Annotated in this window: 7 protein-coding genes; all 7 read right to left on the reverse strand. The window is 69.7% G+C overall.

Features of this window, described 5'->3' with window-relative positions; translation table 11 throughout:
* Positions 1-3 precede the first annotated feature (3 nt).
* A complete protein-coding gene (pks13, locus tag CFREN_RS12295) occupies positions 4-4,971 on the reverse strand; it encodes a polyketide synthase Pks13 (RefSeq protein WP_209651666.1) in 4,968 nt (1,655 codons plus the stop codon).
* Between the two features lie 33 nt (positions 4,972-5,004).
* Positions 5,005-6,840 carry a FadD32-like long-chain-fatty-acid--AMP ligase gene (locus tag CFREN_RS12300; RefSeq protein WP_070521902.1) on the reverse strand — a complete coding sequence of 612 codons (1,836 nt, stop codon included), beginning with the start codon at positions 6,838-6,840 and terminating at the stop codon, positions 5,005-5,007.
* Positions 6,841-7,320: 480 nt separating this feature from the next.
* Entirely contained in the window at positions 7,321-8,241 is a 921-nt protein-coding gene (locus CFREN_RS12305; protein WP_209651664.1) for a cutinase family protein, read from the reverse strand.
* A gap of 5 nt (positions 8,242-8,246) precedes the next feature.
* A complete protein-coding gene (locus CFREN_RS12310) occupies positions 8,247-8,810 on the reverse strand; it encodes a DUF732 domain-containing protein (protein WP_083291482.1) in 564 nt (187 codons plus the stop codon).
* A complete protein-coding gene (locus CFREN_RS12315; RefSeq protein WP_209651661.1) occupies positions 8,807-10,876 on the reverse strand; it encodes an alpha/beta hydrolase-fold protein in 2,070 nt (689 codons plus the stop codon). Before CFREN_RS12315 ends, CFREN_RS12310 begins: the two co-directional genes overlap by 4 nt.
* Before the next feature lie 518 nt (positions 10,877-11,394).
* Entirely contained in the window at positions 11,395-12,429 is a 1,035-nt protein-coding gene (locus tag CFREN_RS12320) for an alpha/beta hydrolase (protein WP_209651659.1), read from the reverse strand.
* Between the two features lie 416 nt (positions 12,430-12,845).
* Entirely contained in the window at positions 12,846-13,814 is a 969-nt protein-coding gene (locus CFREN_RS12325) for a decaprenyl-phosphate phosphoribosyltransferase (protein ID WP_209654476.1), read from the reverse strand.
* Positions 13,815-13,897 lie beyond the last annotated feature (83 nt).

Here is a 13,897-nt window from a genome sequence, read left to right on the forward strand (position 1 = left end):
CGATTACTGTCCGTTCCGGGATTCGGTGTCCAGGTCGTCGAGCCGGTCCCCCAGCCAGGAACCGACCTTGGAGATTTCCGGTTCATCGACGATGGCGAGGTGATCGCCGCACAGGTGCACGATCTCCAAATCGTCGACGATAGCCGACCATCCGCCATCCTCATCAATCGTCGCGTAGCGCGGCTCGAGTTCGATGGCGCCGTCGTGCATCCGCTCGGCGCGGAAAAGTACGACGGGCACGTCGACCTCGGCCCAGCGGGTCATGTCCAGCTGATCGAGGATGCGGTTGTCCACGAAGGACGCGCGCTGGTGCTCGAGGACGCCGCCGGACAGCCCGTGCTGGGTGGAGTCGGCGGTGGCGAGGAACTGCTCCAGCATGGTCAGCAGCCCTTCCTCGCCCTGCTGGTCGAGCAGGTCGTGGGGCACCGGGATGTCCAGGCCGTAGGTCCGCTTGGCGAAGTCGGCGTAGCGATCCCAGCGGGCGTGCATCTCCTCGGGGGTGTCGGGCACCTTCTCGGAGGGCTGGACGGTGTCGAGCAGCACGATCTGCGCGACGTCGATGCCGGAGTCGCGCAGCTGGTGGGCGACTTCGTAGGCCAGGGCGCCGCCGAAGCTCCAGCCGCCCAGGATCACCGGCCTGCCGTCGGCGCGGTCCCGGATGTCGTCCAGGTAGGCGGCGGCGCGGTCGGTGAGCTCGCCCTCGCGGCGTTCGACGCCGTAGACGGGGACGTCGGCGGGCAGTCGGCGGGCCAGGGGCTGGTACACGGCGGAGGATCCGCCGGCCGGGTGGAAGAGGAACACGGCGGGCTTCGTCGACCCTTCGAGGCGTTCGCGCAGCACGCGGATGTTGCCCTCGACCTCGACTTCGAGGTGGGGGCGCAGCGTTTCGGCCAGATCCGCGATCGTGTCGGCGGCGCGGACGTCGTCTGCGGTGATGTCGGCGCCCGCCCGCTCCGACAGGCGTGCGGCGAGGGCGTCGACGGTGGCGTCGTCAAGCGCGGGCAGTTCGTCGGTGACGCCGCCGGCGGTCGTGCCGACCACGGTGGCCCAGGTGCCGAACGCCATGCGCTCCGAGGCGTCGCGCGGCGGCACGTTGATGCCTTGCTTTGCGACGCCCGCCTCCCGGCCGGACGTCGACTCGGCGCCCGCGGCCGGGGCCTCCTCGGCGCCAGCGGCGTCGGAGTCGTCGGAGGCATCGTGGGCCTCGGCGACAAGTTTCTCGACCAGGGCGATGACGTCGGCGACCGACGCGTCGCGAAGCGCCTGCACCTGCAGCGGCGGGATGGAGAAATCGTGCTCCACGCGGTTCTTGATGCGCATGCCCATCAGCGAATCCAGGCCGAGGTCGATGAGCGGCAGCTCCAGCGGCAGATCGTCGACGTCGTAGCCCATCGCTTCGCCGACGATGACGCGCAGATGCGTCTCCACCGGCACACCGGACTCCGGAGACCAGCCGGGCTCCCCGTCCGTTCCCGCCGCGCCCGCGGCGGTGGGCATGCCCGGGGCGGCCGGGGTGCGGTTGACCGCGCCGAAACCGGCGGGCGCGCCCGCGGCGGTCGACTCGGCGCCGACGGTGCCGGCCGGGGCGCCTGCGGCGGAATCGGCGGAGGAGCCGGTGGCTGCACCGGCACCCGACCCGGCGGGAACGGACGCGACGCCGGCCTTGGCCAGCAGCTCCGTGGCGTCGCCGTCGACCGTGTACACCGAAATCACTGCGCCGCCGGGGTGGCGAGAGACGATCGTCGTCAGCTCACCGGACGCCGGCAGCGCGCCGGCCTCCTCGACGGCCAGGATCGTCGCACCGGGCACGGCGTCGGCGATGGCCGCATCGATGATCGCGTGAATCGACGGCGCGATGGCCGCGTCACCCGCGTAGGCGACATCGCCGCCGGGCAGGGTCGTGCGCGATCCCGGCAGCTTGCCGCGGCCACCGGACATCGGGCGCGCGGACGTCCAGAAACGCTGGTGGCGCCAACGCATGCCCGGCAGATCCGCGTACGCACCCGGGCCGGCCAACGCCGACAGGTCGATGTCGTGGCCGTGGGCGTACAGCGTCGCGCACGCCGCGGCGAGCGACTCGCCCGCGGGCTCCTTGCGCTTGGCCAGGTGCACCAGCTGCGCATCCGGCAGTCCGGCGGCGAACGCCGTGGCCATCGTCGGCATGAGCGCCACCGGGTTCGGGGCGAACTCGACGAACGTGCTGTAACCGGCCGCGCAAGCGCGGGACACCGCATCGGCGAACCACACGGAGTGGCGGGTGCAGCGCACGAAGTAATCGGCGTCGTGGACGACGTCGCCCGGCTGATACGTCACGCCCCGGTCGACGGAGCTGAACAACGGCACCGACAGCGGGGTCGGCTCGACGTCCGAGCACTCCGACCACAGCTCCCCCAGCAGCGGGTCGAGCGCGGACGTGTGCCCCGCGCCCTTCACCGCCAGCGGGCGGGCCATCTTGCCCTCGCCGGTGAGGTGCTCCACCAGCGCGGCGATGGCCGGCTTCGGGCCGCCGACGGTGGTCATGGTCGGCGCGGCGTAGACCGCCGGCTCGACGCCGGCGAACTCCGGATGCGCGGCCAGCAGCTCGTCGAGCTCGTCGACGGACAGCTCGACCATCGCCATGCCGCCCTGCTCGTCCTCCGCGAGCATCGACTCGCCCTCGCCCATCAGATGGGAGCGGGCGCACGCGATGCGCATCGTCTCCTCCAGGGTCAGGCCGCCGGCGGCGTAGGCCGCGGCGATCTCGCCCATGGACATGCCCACGACGGCAGCGGGCTCGGCGCCCAGCGCGCGCATCATGTCGGTCTGGGCGACCTGAATGGCGGTGATGCCGATCTGCGCGGTCTCGAGGTCGTAGGTGCGCTCGTCGTCGGCGATGATCTCCAGCAGCGACCAGCCGACCGAATCGACGATGATCTCGTCGCACTTGGCCATGGTCTCGGCGAACACCGGCGACAGGGCCAGCAGCTCCTTGCCCATCAGGCGGTGCTGCGAGCCGAAACCCGAGAAGATCCACACCGGCCCCTGCGCCAGCGGAGCGTCGGCCGAGACGATGCCCGGACCCGACTTGCCCTCGGCGACGCGGCGCATGCCCTCGATCGCCGAGGCGACGTCGGTGGCGGGCACGACCGCCTTGGACCGACCCCGCGACCGCGACGCCAGAGTTCGCGCGACGTCGCCCAGATCCACCTTCGGGTTGGCCTCCAACCAGGATGCGAGGTCCTCGGCGGCCATGCGGCGGCGCGACGGCAGCAGACCGGACACCGGCAGCAGCGCGGGCATCCCGGCCTCGCGGGCGGCCGCGGCGTCGATCGGCGCGGTCGCCTCCTCCTGCGGCGGCGCCGCCGGCGGGGACGTCAGCACGATGTGGGCGTTGGTGCCGCCGAAGCCGAACCCGGAGACGCCGGCGACCTTGTGGCCGGAGTACTCGGGCCACTCGCGGGGATCCTCCACGACCTCCAGGCGGCCGCCCTCGAAATCGATGTACGGGTTGGGGCCCGCGTAATGCAGCGACGGCGGCAGGACGTCGTTGCGCATGGCCAGCACGACCTTGATCACGCCGGCGACGCCCGCGGCGGCCTCGGTGTGGCCGAAGTTCGTCTTGGCGCTGCCCAGCAGCGTCGGATTGGCGGCGTCACGGCCGCGGCCGAGCACCGTGCCCAGCGCGGAGGCCTCGATCGGGTCGCCGAGGATGGTGCCGGTGCCGTGGGCCTCGATGTAATCGACGTCCTGCGGACGGATGCCGGCATCGGCGTAGGCGCGGCGCAGCACGTCGACCTGCGCATCCGGGTTCGGCGCGGTCAGCCCGTTGGAACGGCCGTCGGAGGTGACGGCGGTGCCCTTGATCACGGCCAGGACGTCGTCGCCGTCGGCCTCGGCGTCCTCCAGCCGCTTGAGCACCACGACGCCGGCGCCCTCGGCGCGGATCATGCCGCTGGCGTCCTCGGAAAACGCGTGGATCGCACCCGTCTTCGAGAACACCCCCAACCGGCCGAACGACAACGTCGCATGCGGCGACACCAGCAGGTTCACGCCACCGGCCACCGCCGCATCGGCATCGCCGTCGCGCAACGCCCGCACCGCCTGATGGATGGACACCAACGACGACGAGCACGCCGTATCCATGGTGATCGACGGCCCGCGGAAGTCGAACGCGTAGGAAATTCGGTTGGACAGAATCGACGGCGACGTGCCGGTCATCGCGTACGGGTGCGCCGCCGACGGATCGGCCGCCATGAGCATGGCGTAGTCGTTCGTCGTCGCACCCATGAACACGCCCACGGCCTCGCCGCGCAACTCCGACGCCGGCAGATGCGCGTTCTCCAGCGCCTCCCACGTCAGCTCCAACAGGATCCGCTGCTGCGGGTCCATGTTCTCCACCTCGAGCGGCGACAGCCCGAAGAACTCGTTGTCGAAGCCCGCGACGTCGTCGAGGTACCCGCCGCGGGTGTCGCACTCGGCGATCTCCGCGGCGATGTCCGCATCACCGTCGAACTCGGACCACCGGCCCTCCGGCAGATCACCGGTGCCGGCGCGGCCCGAGACCAGCAGATCCCACATTTCGCCGATGTTCCGGGCACCCGGATACCGGGCGGCCATGCCGACCACGGCGATGTCCATGTCGGTGAGCTTCTCGTCGCGAAGCCGACGCGACCGCGCGGCCTCCTCGCCCGTCTGCAGCGCGTCGTACGCCGAATCATCCGGGTTTTCGACGTCGCCCTCGATCAGCCGCACCGCGAGTTTGTCGATCGTCGGGTACTCGTAGGCGATCGTCGCATCGAGCCGCACGTCCAGCAGGCTCTCCAACTCACCCGACAGGATGACGATGTCGCGGGAGGACAGGCCGAACTCCTCCATCGGCCGTTCCGGCGTGACTTCCTCCGGTGTCAGACCGGTGGTGGTGATCACCCAGTCGCGCAACCAATCGCGCATCTGGGCGACCGTCATGCCGGATCGTCCCTTGTTGTCATCCATCGTGGGCTGTGTCCTTAACAAATAATTCGCGGGTTAGTCGAAACCGCCGGCGAGGTAGGCGGCGCGGGCCACTCGTCGCGCGATCTTACCGGCAGACGAACGCGGAAGTTCATCGATGCCGACGACGCGGACGTCGTCCGGCTGAATGCCGTGCGCCTTGGTCACGGCGGCGCGGATGGCGTCGATCGCCTCGGCGTCGCCGGACTCCTCGCGGCGGAAGTCGCGCTCGGCGACGATCACCAGCTTCTCGACGTCGTCGCCCTCCACCGAGAAAGCCGCGACGACGGCCGGACGCACGTGGTCGGACGCCTGGGTGACCGTGACCTCGATGTCCTGCGGGTAGTGATTGCGGCCGGCGATGACGATGAGGTCCTTGATGCGGCCGGTGATGTGGATCTCGTCGTCGAGGAAGACGCCCAGGTCGCCGGTGGCCATCCACTTGGCGTCGTCGGCCACCCCCTCCGCGCGGGAATCGACGTCGCGGCGGGCGGCGAGCTCGTTGCCGAACACCTTCGCCGACTGCTCCAGGTCGGTGAGGTAGCCCAGCGGAATGTTGTCGCCGTGGACCCACATCTCGCCGACCACGCCATCCGGCAGCTCGGTGCGCGTCTCCGGATCGACGACGATGAGGTTCTGCGGCTTGGCCACCGAACCATTCGACATCAACGGCACCGCATCCGGGGTATCCGGCTCGACGCGCTCCGGGCGGCCGTCGTTAAGCGAATCACGGTCGACCCAGGTCACGCGCGGACGCTCGGGCCCCTGCGGAACCGCGACCAGCAGCGTCGCCTCGGTCAGGCCGTAGCCCGGGCGGATGGCGTTGGACGGCAGGCCGAACTTCTCGAAGTTGGCGCGGAACTCGCGCGTCGCCTTCTCCGTCACCGGCTCCGAACCGACGATGAGGCCGTCGACGTTGGACAGGTCCAGGGTCCCGCCCTCCTCCGGCACCGCGAAACGGTTGGCCAGCTCCAGCGCGAAATTCGGCACGACCGTGTACACGTTCACGTCGTCGTCGCCACGCTTGTTCAGCTGGTCGATCCAGCGCTTCGGGTGCTGGATGAAGTCGCGCGGGGTCATCAGATCGAACGGCAGGCCCAACGCCGTGACGAACGCGCCGAGCACGATGCCCATGTTGTGGTGCAGCGGCAGCCACGTAACCAGGCGCAGCGGCAGCTGCAGGTGCGCCGCCGACAGCACCTGGAAGACGTTCGACAGGATCGACCGTCCGGCGATGCGGACGCCCTCCGGGGTGCGCGACGAGCCCGAGGTGAACAGCAACACGGCGTCCTTCTCCAGCTGCGGCGCGTACTTGGCGTCCTCGGCCGGCGAGACGTAGTTGTCGGCCAGCGAATCCGGCAGCGCGTCGACCGTGAGCACGCGGGGGCGCTCGGCGGCCGGCTTGTCGGCGAAGATGGAGCGAACCGCGGCGGCCGAGCGCTTGTTGGTCAGCACGACCTTCGGCTGGGCGGCTTCGAGGACCGCGACGAGGTGGTCGCCGTGGCCGGGCTCGGTGGGGTCGTACAGCGGCACGGCCACCTGGGCGGCGTACTGGGCGGCGAGGAAGCCGAAGAGGTACTCGGGGCTGTTGCCCATGAGCAGCGCGACGCGGTCGCCGGGTTCGCCGACCTGCTGGAGGCGGGCGGCGACGGCCTTGATGCGGCGGTTGACCTCGGCGCGGGTGTAGGTGACCAGCTCGCCGTCGCGGGAGTTGGAGTAGTCATGGAAGGTGACCTGCTGAAGGTCGAGTTCGCCCTTCATCGTGTTGATCTGCCACATCATTTCGGACAGGTTCGGCACGGACATGTCGTCGGGGAAGGCGAAGTTGCCTTCGGCGTCGATGAACTGGCCCATCAGCATGCTCAGGTCCATGGTGCTCCTCTGGTGTTTCTTCGTCTGCGGTGGTTTGTCGGGCCGGAGGGTCTTTACGTTACCGACCCGTTATTTTTCGGGATGGCGACGCGCCGCCGGTCGGCGATCGGGACCGTCGGCGGGGGTCACGCTAGCGTAAGTTACTTTCGCCGATGAAAATCGTAGGCGTCCGGCGTGCCATAAGTCACGTTACGGATGTAAGCGGGTGTGACTACTGAGGCTCAACGGTACGCGAGTGAAGCTTGCTTGACGACGCCCACCTGGTGCCCGGTGACGGCCCCGACGCCCGTCACGCCCCCTCCCCGCCCACCACATGCGCCACACCCCACTCGGCGAATGTCATAACGTGTTTTGATCTGCAATGAGTCGGCTGATTTGTTGCATTTCAGCCGTCAAATCGGGAAAGTTTCGTCCGAATCTGCAACAAATCCGCCGACTAAATGCGGATCAAGTTTTACCCGCACCGACCGCCCCGGCGGACTACCCGTTCGCGGCGAGGGCACCGTCGATGAGGCCGCGGGCCCAATTCTCCGTCCACGCGACGGCGGTGGTACCCGGGATGACGTCCGGATTCTCGGCATACGTCGCATGCACGCCGTTGGCGGCGACGAGCTCCTGCGCCCGCGCCACCGCGTCGCCGATGCCGGGCGGCGCGTCGCACACAGTGTCGCCGGGCGCGCAAATGTCCTGCACCCGGTCGTTGAGCTCGCCGAAGCCCTCTCGCCCGCCGCGCATCGTCGCACCCGGCACGATCGGCTGCACCAGCAGATTCACCGGCGCGAGCGCGACCTCCGCACCGACGCCCGCCACGGGGTTTCCGGGGACGACGCCCTTTCCCGCTTCACGACGGCCGTCGGCAAGCAAGGCGACCCCCAACACCCGCTCGGCCGGAACCGGACCATTGCCGTTGCCGATCAGCGCCGCCATGTCCCCCATGATCACCGCGCCCTGGGAAAAGCCCATGAGCACGAAATCGGTCAGCGGGCAGTCGGCGTGGGTGGCGGCCATCTCCTCGTGGATGCGGGCGCGCCCCTCGGCCTGCGAATCGTCGTAGGTCATCTCATGCTGGGCCTGGACGTTCCGGAACTGGGCGGTGTACGGCACGGTCCACACCTTCACGTCGTCGGGCGCGTACGACTCCTGCAACGGCGCCGAGGCCTTGAGGATCAGCGAATTCGGGTTCGCCGTCGGGTGGATCGGGTCGTCGTCGGCCCGCGATTCCCACGTGCCGGGCGCGGCGATGACCTCCACCGCCGGGCACCACTCGGGCTGTTGGGCCTGCGGGGACGGGTCCGGCATGCCGGGCTCGCCCACCTGCGACTGACGCAGCCACTGCCCCACGCCGGCGACGATGGCGACGACGAGGACGATGACGGCGAGCAGGGTGAGCGTTTTGCGCATGCCCGTTAGCAATACGCCGATTCAGCCGCTTTCGCAATCGACTCGGCCACGGCGGCTTCGTCGTCGTCGGTGCGGTCCTGCGCCACGATCTGGCCGGCGACGGCCTCGACGACCGCCGCGTCGGCGTCGCCGCCGGTCTCGGATTGGGCGCTGCAGTGGACGTGGCCGGCTGCGATGAGCTGGTCCTCCGTGCCCTCGACGTCGATGCCGTCGTCGATGAGCGCGTCGAGGAAGTCCTCGTCGTCGCGGGACAGCGGCATGCGGCCGTCGGGGGCGGAGCTGGCGCGGGTGGCGCCGGGCTCGGTGATCTCGCGCTCGCCCCTCGCGCGGGTCGTGGTCGTCGACGATTCGGAGGTGCTCGTCGCCGAGCTGGACGCGGAGCTGGTCTCCGACGTCGTGGCGTCGGCGGAGGTGGTGTCGGTGACCTCGGACGATTCGACGGTCGAGCCGCCGCACGCCGCGAGGGTCAGGGCACCGGCGCCGATGAGGGCGAGCACCGCCGCGCGCGCCCGGCCCGGCTTACCGGTGCCGCGCGGCGCGCCGGTCTTGCGGGGCGTGACGGCGCTCATCGCGCAGCCTCCTCGATGTTGCCGTTGATCTGCCGGATCCAGCCGCCCTGGAACTCCTGATCCAGGCCGCCGGCCGGGATTTGCTTCTGCGGGCCGACCGGGTAGCCGAACGGACCGTTCTCCCAGCCGGTGGAGCCCCAATGGTCGGAGATGTCGCCGGCGGGGACGCCGTGCGCACCGGATTCCGGGGACCAATAGATGGCGCCGTGTTCGAAGCGCTGGAACTTGCCGTCGCGCAGATCCATTTCGCCGCTCACGGGGAAGCCCATCGCGCCCTCGGGGCCGCCGCCGGCGCGGTAGGCGGCGCCGATCGCGCCGAGCACGATCTGCGGCGCACCGTTGGCCGACTTGACGATCTGCCCGCCCTGGAAGTCCTGGACGACGCCGCCGGGGATGTCGCGGCGGTCGGACGTCGGGTAGCCGAGGCGGCCCTTCTCCCAGCCTTCGTCGCCCCAGAGGTTCATGAAGTCGCCCATGACCAGGTGCGCGCCGGTTTCCTGGGTCCAGTAGATGGAGCCGTGCTCGAAGTGGACGAAGCGGCCGTCGCCGTCGGGCGTGGACATTTCGCTGGTCGTGGGGTAGCCCAGCGGCGACGACGGTCCACCGACCTCGTGGTAGCGGGCGCCGATGCGGCCCCACACGAACTGGGCACCGGTGCGCGGGTGCCAGTAGGCGCGGCCGTTGGTCAGGTCCTGCGCGCGGCCCCCGTCGGCGGTTTCGTATTCGGGCGACAGGCAGGTGCCCAGGTTGTCGAAGCCCTTGATGCGCTCGGCGATGTCTCCGCCGATGACGCAGTTGGCGCCGCGGTCGTCGTCGGAAAGCTGCAGGGCGTCGGCGAGCTGCGGCCAGGCCTGGTTCATCTCGAACTGCCAGTACGGCCAGGAGTGGGTGCCGGAGTCGCGGATCTTCAGCGTGACGGGGACGTTGGCGGCGCGGGCGCGCTGGGCGAACGTCTCGGTGGTCATGCGGGAGATGACTTCCAGGCCGAAGCCGGCGGTGTTGGCGGGCAGGCCGGGGAAGTCCGCAGACGGCTCGTCCCATTCGCCGGTGTTGCCGCTGCCGGCGGAGGCGTACAGCGAGATGCCCTTGAGCTTGTCGACGTTGGACTTCGGGTCGTTTTCCTTCCAGCGCGGCGAGTCGACCGGCCCCCACATCTTGGTGGCGTCGTAGCCGCTGGCTTCGCGCATGGCCTGGCCGATGGCGGCGGGCATGCCGCGGGAGGCGGTGTCCAGGTAGCCGGAGAAGCTGCCGGCGAAGCGGAACAGCTCGGGGTGGTGGGAGGCGAGGTTGAACGCGGCGGTGCCGCCCATGGACAGGCCGACGACGGCGCGGTCCTCGTTGGCGCGCCAGCCTTCGCGCAGGACGGGGACGAGTTCGTCGATCAGGAAGGTTTCCCACTGGTAGTTCTTGCCGTTGTCGGGCTCGTTCCAGTCGGTGTAGAACGACGATTCGCCGCCGATGGGCATGGCCACGATGACGTTCTTGTCGGCGTAGTAGCGCTCGATGTTGGTTTCGAGGGTCCAGCCGTTCCAGTCGTCGCGGGCGCGCATGCCGTCGAGGTGCCAGATGGTCGGGAAGGTGCGGTCGGGGTCGCGGTTCCAGTCGCGGGGCAGCAGCAGGTCGACCTTGACGGGTTCGCCGGGCATGGCGGCGGAGTTGATGTGCAGCATGACGCGGCGTTCGGTGAGCCACTGCACCTTTTCCACCGAGACGTCGCCGGGCAGGTTCGGCAGGTTCTGTTCGGTTTCGCGGATGGGCGACGGCTGGCCGTTGGCGCCGGGCACGGGGGTCCACAGGGAGGACTGCAGCGGCTGGGCGGTCTCGTCGTCGGCGGTGCTTGACGACGTCGCGTCTTCTTCCCCGGCGGCGGGGTCGGCGGGTGCGGTGTCGTCGGCGGGCGTCGACGTGCTCGTCGCGGGGGCGGAGGTGCCGGTGTCGTCGGCCGCGGGCTCCGCGGGGGACGCCGTGGCCGGCGCTCCGGTGAGCGTCATGGCCAGCGGGATCGCCGTGAGGGCGGCGAGCACCCGGGTCCAGCGGCCCCGGGGGGAGTGTGCGGTATCTCGCATGATGAGGGCTTCCCCTTACAAGTAAACGTGTCGTCTGAGGTCGTGTCCGCCGTTGGTGCGCGGGTGCGCGCGTCGGGCGGGTGCCGTGCGCGGCCGTCACCGCGCGTCGCCGTGGCGGCCGTTCGGCGTTCGCCGTCCGGGAGTTCCCCTCTCCCGGCGGGCGGTCGCGTCGCGGCCTCCGCTTCGACCTTGATTCTTACCCGGGCGCGGGTCGCATTCCTGCGCGACGCGCCCTAAAGCTCAGGCTTAAGTTCAACTTTAGGGTTTGGGGCGGCAAAACTCCACGTGGCCGTCCGGCGCCGCCCCCGACGGGCAGCACATTCGACGAGTGTGCACGGCAGCCCCCATGCCGCACACTCGTGGCCTCCCGACGGGCAGCACATTCGACGGACGTCGTCACGCACGCCCGGACACGCGAAAACCCGCCCCGACACATGGTCGGAGCGGGCTTCGATGCGCTCTTCTCTCCCGGCCCGCCGTCGCACACGAGGAGCGGCGCGACGACTGCCGGCGGGAGACTAAACCCCCAGGGCCGCCTTGATGTGCGGGCGGGCCTTGGCCAGGTCCTGCTCCCACAGCGACCAGGCGTGGATGCCATCCGGGCTGTAGTGCATGATCGGATCCAGGCCGAAGGCGCGGGCCTCCCCCTCGAACGCCACGGTCGAGGCGCGGGACAGCCCCTCCAGGGCGATGCCCATGCCGATCTGCGGCAGTTCGGACGGTGCCCCCAGAAGCGCTTCCGGCGAGCTCCAGTGCGACGGGTACCCGTTGGCCGAGGCGATGAACATCGGCAGACCGCGCATCTTGTGCAGGTTCATGGACGGATCGTTGCGGACGTGGCCCGGGGTCGGGACGCCCGGAGGGCCCCACATCGCGGTCGGCTCGTAACCCTGGTCGATCTGCGAGCCGGCGATGGCCGTGGACATCACCGGGTTGGAGACCTGGAAGTAGCCGGAGAAGACGGACACCTGCTTGAACTGGTCGCGGTGGTTGTACGCCAGCGACATCGCGGCGGAACCGCCCATGGACAGACCGGCGACGGCGTTGTTGTCGCGGCGGGTCTGGAAGTGCTGCTCGAGGTAGACCGGCAGTTCCTGGGTCAGGAAGGTCTCCCACTTGTAGTTGCGGATCTCGCCCTTGGAGTTGACGGCCGGGCGGTTCCAGTCGGTGTAGAACGACGCTTCGCCGCCGACCGGGATGGCCAGGGTGAGGTTGTCGTGTTCGAACAGGCGCGGCGCGTTGGCGGTCCAGACGTACTCGGACCAGTCGTCGCGGGCGCGCAGGCCGTCGAGGAGGTACAGGCCGGGGCTGTTGGGGTGGATGCCCGGGCGGACGTGGACGGTGATGTCCTTGCCCATGGCTTCGGAGTACACCCTGCAGTACTGCACCCAGTAGTTGTAGGTGTCCCATTCGCAGCCGGGGCGCAGCCAGCCGCGGTGGGCGTTGGCCTCTTCCGGGGCGGCGAACTGCATCATGCCGAAGATGGTGGCCACGGCGACCATCGCGGCGACGATCTTGGCCTTCCACCCACGAGCAATTGCGGTGAAGCTCATGTTTCTCCTCGTTGACGTTTCAGTCTGCCCGCCGCACCGCGAAGCAATCCGGTGTTCCGCGTCGGGTCGAGCCTGCGGGGATACCGGGAAATTCGGGGTGGGGCGCACTTTCCGATGGGTTCATCGGGCACGTGGCCGATAACGTTACCGTTCCGCGACCATTTCTCAAACCGTTATCAGGGGTCTTTCATGCGGCGTCCCCCCGCCGGGTGTCCCGGATTGGTTCGCGGGGCAACGTTTCCCGTGTTCATGCTTGACGACGAGCACAGGAGCGTATCGCCGACCACCGGTGCGACGGCATGAAAAAGTGGCCGCGACCACCGTCTGCGAGACGAAGGTCACGGCCACCGTCGGCGCCGGATGTCCGTCGGCGTCGGGTGATCGGCGGCGCCGGAAGTTCCACGACGCCGGATGCTCTACAGCATGGGCACGGCGTACACAGCGATTCCGATGGAGATGATCCACAGCAGCGCCAGCGCCTGCAGCGCCCGGTCGTGCAGGGCGATCTCGTCGGGGCTGCCGGCGGTGCCGCGGTCGACGTCGGCGGCGTAGCGCAGGATCGCGACGGTGAACGGGACCATGGAGATCTGGTACCAAACGGCGGCGGTGCCGCCGGCGCGGTTGCCCATCTCGAAGCCCCACAGGGAGTACGCCAGCACGACGGCGGTGGCGGACAGGGTCCACACGAAGCGCAGGTACGTGGCGGTGTAGCCCTCGAGGGACTTGCGGATCTTCTTCTGCGACCGCTGGGCCAGCAGCAGTTCGGCGTAGCGCTTGCCGGCGGCCATGAACAGTGAGCCGAACGCCGCGACGAGCAGGAACCACTGGGACAGTACGATCGACGCCGCCACGCCGCCGGCCATCGCGCGCAGCATGAATCCGGAGCTGACCAGGGCGATGTCGATCACCGGCTGGTGCTTCCAGCCGAAGCAGTAGCCCAGCTGCAGCGCGATGTACGTGGAGACCACGATGGCCAGACCCGGGCCGGACGACGCCGTGAAGGACAGGCCGACGGCGGCGACGATGAGGACCACCGCCATGACGTAGGCCATGGTCACCGGCAGCACGCCAGCGGCGATGGGGCGGAAGCGCTTGGTCGGGTGGGCGCGGTCGGCCTCTACGTCGCGGGCGTCGTTGATCAGGTAGATCGACGACGCCGCCAGGCAGAACACGATGAAGGCGATGAGCACGTCGATGAGCGTGCGGGTGTCGGTCAACGCCTCGGCGCCGGCTGCGGCGGGTGCGGCGATGACCAGGACGTTCTTCACCCACTGCTTGGGGCGCAGCGCCTTGTACATGCCGTCGAGCAGGTTCTTCGGCGGTTGCCCCTGCGGGTGCGAGGGCTCGTCGATGCCGTAGGTGTGCGGCTCGGAACCCAGATTCAGGCCGTCGCGGCGGTCATCGCGCACGGCACCGCCGGCGGCCCGTTCGGCGTCGGCCGCCGCCGGATCGGGATTGTTCACGCGGT

Origin of the sequence: Corynebacterium freneyi, from assembly GCF_030408835.1 — a bacterium.
In the GTDB taxonomy this organism is placed as follows: Bacteria; Actinomycetota; Actinomycetes; order Mycobacteriales; family Mycobacteriaceae; genus Corynebacterium; species Corynebacterium freneyi.

What these genes read in the sequence shown, in the direction of transcription:
- pks13 (WP_209651666.1), bottom strand. Translation starts at nt 4,971, where the DNA reads ATGGATGACAACAAGGGACGATCCGGCATGACGGTCGCCCAGATGCGC.
- CFREN_RS12300 (WP_070521902.1), bottom strand. Translation starts at nt 6,840, where the DNA reads ATGGACCTGAGCATGCTGATGGGCCAGTTCATCGACGCCGAAGGCAAC.
- CFREN_RS12305 (WP_209651664.1), bottom strand. Translation starts at nt 8,241, where the DNA reads ATGCGCAAAACGCTCACCCTGCTCGCCGTCATCGTCCTCGTCGTCGCC.
- CFREN_RS12310 (WP_083291482.1), bottom strand. Translation starts at nt 8,810, where the DNA reads ATGAGCGCCGTCACGCCCCGCAAGACCGGCGCGCCGCGCGGCACCGGT.
- CFREN_RS12315 (WP_209651661.1), bottom strand. Translation starts at nt 10,876, where the DNA reads ATGCGAGATACCGCACACTCCCCCCGGGGCCGCTGGACCCGGGTGCTC.
- CFREN_RS12320 (WP_209651659.1), bottom strand. Translation starts at nt 12,429, where the DNA reads ATGAGCTTCACCGCAATTGCTCGTGGGTGGAAGGCCAAGATCGTCGCC.